This is a genomic window from Streptomyces sp. NPDC053432 (genome assembly GCF_055585365.1).
On record NZ_JBVJKF010000049.1, the window covers coordinates 1 to 5,231 of the forward strand.

At 70.0% G+C, this 5,231-nt stretch carries 3 protein-coding genes; 1 reads left to right on the forward strand and 2 read right to left on the reverse strand.

Going from position 1 to position 5,231, the window contains the following annotated elements; genetic code table 11:
• Positions 1–734: 734 nt before the first annotated feature.
• The gene (locus ACZ6Y1_RS37350) at positions 735–1,073 is read right to left on the reverse strand and encodes a hypothetical protein (protein WP_469640611.1); all 339 of its coding nucleotides are present in this window, start codon (positions 1,071–1,073) and stop codon (positions 735–737) included.
• Between the two features lie 889 nt (positions 1,074–1,962).
• On the opposite strand from ACZ6Y1_RS37350, the gene ACZ6Y1_RS37355 reads away from it, so the two are divergent.
• Positions 1,963–2,406: a hypothetical protein gene (locus ACZ6Y1_RS37355; RefSeq protein WP_469640613.1), complete on the forward strand. Its 444-nt coding sequence runs from the start codon at positions 1,963–1,965 to the stop codon at positions 2,404–2,406.
• 1,490 nt (positions 2,407–3,896) lie between these two features.
• Here the strand turns inward: ACZ6Y1_RS37355 and ACZ6Y1_RS37360 are convergent.
• The coding region (locus ACZ6Y1_RS37360) for a tetratricopeptide repeat protein (RefSeq protein WP_469640616.1) at positions 3,897–5,231 on the reverse strand (1,335 nt) is incomplete at its 5' end.

Consider the following 5,231-nt stretch of genomic DNA (forward strand, 5'->3'; position numbering starts at 1 on the left):
CCAGGAAGCCAGGACCTTCAGACCGTCGAAGAAGTCAGCCCGTACCGCGTACGGATCGTCATCGGAATACGACAAGCGGGCCAGGAGGGGCACGCAGCGCTCCCCAGTCAGGAGTCGGACAGCGATCAGACGGGACACGCAGGGCATGAGGGTCTCCGGGATCGGGTGGTACGGCGCGCCGCTCGTCTGCCCTGTACTGCCTTACTCACACCCGAAGGACGGCCCAGATCGCCCAGCGGCTCACCTCCTGTCCGGGACGCCTGCGAACGGGTCGGCGGCGGCCCGCGCTGGTGCGGCGCGCGTCTCCGACGCGGGATACGTCCCGGGCATCCGGTTCGCACCGTGTGGTGAGGTGCTGCTGGCTGTTCCTCCTCTGCGTCGTCCGTCCACCCTCCTCTGACCACCGTCGGTCGCGCTGGCTGCGTCGATGGCTCCGGGCCAAGTGGCTGCCCGTGCGGGCGCCTGCAGTTAGTCGGCTGCGGGGGTGCTATTGCGGCTTGGCCTGGAACAAGTGCCTGATCTCCTCTGACGGCTGCTAGATCCGGGATGGACGTCATCTGATGCGGCGGAAGTCCCCCACGACGAGCCCCCTGCTGTGTGGTCTGCTCAACGTGACCCGCCGAGTCGTGAACACGACACCTTGTCCTGTGGCGTAGCAAGTGTGGCCGCCACCCGGCACGGGGGCGCCCCCGTGCCGCCCTGCCGGCGTATACCACGGCAAGGAAGGGCGCCGATTAGAGGGTGGGGATGCGGTGGGGGTCGATGACGAGGAGCCATTCGTCGCCGCGGGTTTCGACGGTGAGGCCGGCGGCGCGGAGGGCGGCGGCGAGGGCGAGGCCGAAGGCGTGTCGCAGACCGGGCAGGTTGGCGTGTCCGTTGCGTCCGCGTCGGGGGCCGCGGCGGCGGGGGTGCGTACGGGTGCGGGTGATCTGTGTGGGCATCCAGCCGACCATGACTCCGCGGGCATGCCGGATGAGATGGACGCCTTCTGCGCCGGTGGCGACGTCCTCGAACCCCACTTCGGTCAGGACCTGGCGCACCCGCAGCAGCAGCTCGTCTTCTTGATCGACCATGAAGCGGACTGTAGGGCGACGGTCAGCCGGTTCGGCCGCCGACAGGCCGGATCGTCCCGCCATGCCCGTGGCGCCGGATGTCGCAGGCCGGTCGGCAGCAGTCGCATTGTGCGTGTCCCCGTCGGGCGCTGTGGTGCCGGAGCGCCGTGGCAGCGACCATGCGAGCCCCATTCTTCTGTCTTCCGGGTGACCGGGGTTCAGGGGCCGGTGATGTCCAGCAGGCGCAGGAACTGGCGTTGCGAAGTGGGCAGGATGAGCTGCTTGTCGTGTTCCTGCGCGGTGTGCCGCCTGGATGAGGGCGTTGAGGCTTGCGGAGTCGCAGAAGCACAGGTCTGTCAGGTCCACGACGATCTCGCCGGGGCCGCCGGGCCGGCTGATCGCTGTGTGCAGGGCGTTGGCAGCATCGGAGCCCGGTCGATGCACCCCCTGAAAAGCGCCTTGAACGCCCGTGGCTGCCTTCTGCGGGGTTGATGCGGCAGCTGGCGGCGCGGATATGCCCGGCACCGTGTCGGCAACCCGGCGCAGGGAGGTCGCCCGCGTCAACAGCCGACGTGCCTGCCGTGCTCCGCCGACGCAGCTGGCAGGCGTAAGGGGCGGCGCGCGGCGAAAGTGGTCGGCGCCCCCGATCGTGGTCCGCCCGCGGGCGCGGCCGGTTTCCGGATCGCCCGCACCGTGGCCGCCCTTCGGACGCGCCGCGAAGCCGAGCAGTCACATGGCCAGGACGGCAATCGCGCCCCACAGGATCTTGACCGCGAAACCGGCGCCGAAGAAAATCAGCGCGAGTGCAGGACCAGAAGCAGGGGGGCAAGGCTGTGAACCGCCGGAACACCGTGTTCCCAGAAGCCCGTTCGATACGAGTGGCGTCTTGACCGGGCGTCGGGTGAGTGCCATGACGATGGGCGCACTGCTCGTGCTCACCGGGTGTGGCAGCGGCGGCGAAGAGGCCCCCGTCTCCTGGAAGCGCCCCTGCGACATGCTGCCCAAAGCCGTGGTGGAGAAGTCGGTCGGCGTTCCGCTCGTGGCAGCGGGCTCGGAAGAACGGTACGGGTTCGAGTGCCGCTACCGGCCCCCGAAGTCCCCCGAGGATTTCTGGACGGTCTCCTTCAAGTCGGATTCAGCCGGGACGTACTGCCCCGAACCGAAATCGCAGCCCGCGCCGGAGATCGACGCCGACGCATACAAGATCGACGACAACGGACGTGTGGTCGTCGGGGGCCCGTACCACGGCCACTGCCTGCGTATCGCGGGCTACGGCAACCGGATTGACGGATCGGAGGTCACCGTCGCCTCCGCCCTCGACCTGCTGCGCACGGCCCGGGGCCGCATGGAGTGACGGCGCGGTCGTGGAGTGCTCGGACCCATCTCACGTCAGTTGCTCCGATGCCTTGAGCGCGGGCTGCCTCGCGCACGGTGAGGAGCAGGTTCAGGCCCTCGGGGGTGCACGGTTCCACCGCGTTGTGGTCGATGGCGAGCAGGCGGGGGCGGGTTGCAAGTGGTCCGTCGTAGGGGAGACGGAAGCGGTACGGGTTGCGTCGGCCCCAGGGTGGTGGACCGCCCTCCCAACGGGCTGTGGGGCGGCAACCGATCAACCGACGCCACATGCCCCGACACCGTGACTGCCCGGCAGGCTGCGCAGTTCCCCGGGCAGAGTCCACCTGAACTTCCGTGAAGCCTGGAGAGCCCCATGCACCTGCGCAGCCGCCTGCTCATGGAGGACAACCTTCTGCTGGTCAGCCTGGACGAGCCGGTGAGCCACAGAGCAGCGGGCCGCCCTCGCCCAGGCCGTCGACCGGCTCGTCGCCGAGCACCGGCCCGCCGGCCTGGTCCTCCGCGCCGCTGACCCGTGGCCGGGGCCTTCCCGCCGGTGCCCCCCTGTGTACATGATCGCTGTGCGAAGGATCAGCCGGGCAATGTTGTTCGCCGTGCGCGGCCATCGAGCGGTTCGGACCAGGCGCGTTCACAACCAGCGGTCCACCGAAGTGGTGAAGAGCCGAGCTGGACGGTGACACCTGGCGTGTGACCGAGCGCCGCAGGATTGGAGTGCCCGGAGGGGTGGTCATGCGCTGCGGTCAGGGCCGTGACGGTCATCTGTGACTGCGCGCCGGCGACACGTGGCTCCGCATCGAAGCCTGACAACCGCCGACAGCCAGCAGCTCACGATCGACGGGGGAAGGTGTCGCGCAGCACCTTGGCCGGCGAACCCGTCCCGGCCCCGAACGGGCGCTGGTGGTCAGGGCATCGATGCCTGGCTCACCGGGGCGGGGCTGTCCTGGGCCGACACCCACTGGCCCGCCCGCCCCGGGCCGCCGTCGGACCGGCTGTAGCCAGCCGGGTCACGGCGGGGATTCGGCCCACGTCTCCGGCCCGCCCCCATGCCACTCCACGAACGCGGTGTCCGTGAGGTCGACGTCCTCCGGGTCCTCCATCCCTCGCACCGAGACGGCTAAGCCCACGCGGGCCCGCTCGCGGTGCTCGGGGAGGTCCGGGTGACCGACCGGTTCCGCTCGGGGTCGGGCGGACTGCGGATCACGTTGGAATGGCCGGCCCGTCTGCGCGGCACCACCGCGCCGACCGGTGACGGTGGTGTGGTCCGCCACGGCGTCCCGCAGACGAAGGTCGGCGAGCACTGCGTGTGCGCGCGGCACGACTGCGGCGGCCTGGACCCGGTCCTGTGGTGCGACGAGTACGGCGGCGAGGCGCCCCCGGTGCTGGAGTGGCACGCGGGCGGCGGCCTGCGCTGCGCACAACTCACGCGCGGCAAGCGCGTAGGGGCGCGTCGGCTGCGGGTGGTCCCGGCGCACCCTCGGATGCGCCGAGGGCCGGTCAGGCCCGGATTCCACCGTCCGGGGTGCCGGCGGCGCGTTGGTACCAGGTTTCTGCCTCGGCCGCCCGCCCTGTGTTCTGCAGCAGCCGTGCGAGGTTGTTCATGGCAAGGGCGTTTCCGGCTTCGGCGGCGCGCCGGTACCAGGTTTCTGCTTCGGCCGTGCGCCCGGTGCCCTGCAGCACCACTCCGAGGTTGTTCATGGCTTCGGTGTGTCCGGTGTTGGCGGCGCGCTGGAACCAGGGTTCCGCCTGGCTGGTGCGGCCAGTGTTATGCAGCAGCAGTGCGAGGTTGTTCATGGCTTGGGTGTGTCCGGCGTCGGCGGCGCGCTGGTACCAGGCTTCCGCCTCGGTCTCGCGGCCAGTGGTCTGCAGCAGCACCCCGAGGTTGTTCATGGCCTTGATCTGTCCGGCGTCGGTGGCTTTCCGGTACCAGGTTTCTGCCTCGTTGATGCGGCCGGTGTTCTCCAGCAGCATGCCGAGGTTGTGCATGGCGTCGGTGTTCCCGGCGTCGGTGGCTTTCCGGTACCAGGTTTCTGCCTCGTTGGTGCGGCCAGCGTCCTCCAGCACCATGCCGAGGTTGTGCATGGCGCTGGTGTTTCCGGCGTCGGCGGCGCGCTGGTACCAGGGTTCCGCCTCGGTCTCGCGGCCAGTGTTCTCCAGCAGGAGTGCGAGGTTGTTCATTGCATTGGTGTTTCCGGCGTCGGCGGCGCGCTGGTACCAGGGTTCCGCCTCGGTCTCGCGGCCAGTGTCCCGCAGCAGCACTGCGAGGTTGTTCATGGCTTCGGTGTCCCCAGCGTCGACGGCGCGCTGGTACCAGGGTTCCGCCTCGGTCTCGCGGCCAGTGTTTACCAGCAGCACCCCGAGGTTGTTCATGGCGTCGATGTTTCCGGAGTCGACGGCGCGCCGGTACCAGGGTTCCGCCTCGGTCTCGCGGCCAGTGCTATGCAGCAGCACCCCGAGGCTGTTCATGGCGTCGGCGTGCCCGGCGGCGGCGGCACGCTGGTACCAGGGTTCCGCCTCGTTGGTGCGGCCGGTGTTCTCCATCAGCACGCCGAGGCTGTTCATGGCGCTGATGTGTCCGGCCTCGGCGGCGCGCTGGTACCAGGGTTCCGCCTCGTCGATGCGGTCAGCCTCTTTCAGCAGGTACGCGAGGCTGTACATGGCGTCAAAGTCGCCGGCTTCGGCGGCCCGTTGGAGGTGCTCCTCGTCGGTTTCCGACGCCTCCGCTGCCGGCACGGGCGTGGGCGCGGGTGCGAGGTGGGCGGTGCGCAGGCGGGCGGCGACGTCCTTGGCGGTGGGGGGACGGGCGGCGGGGTCTTTGGCAATAAGGGAGGT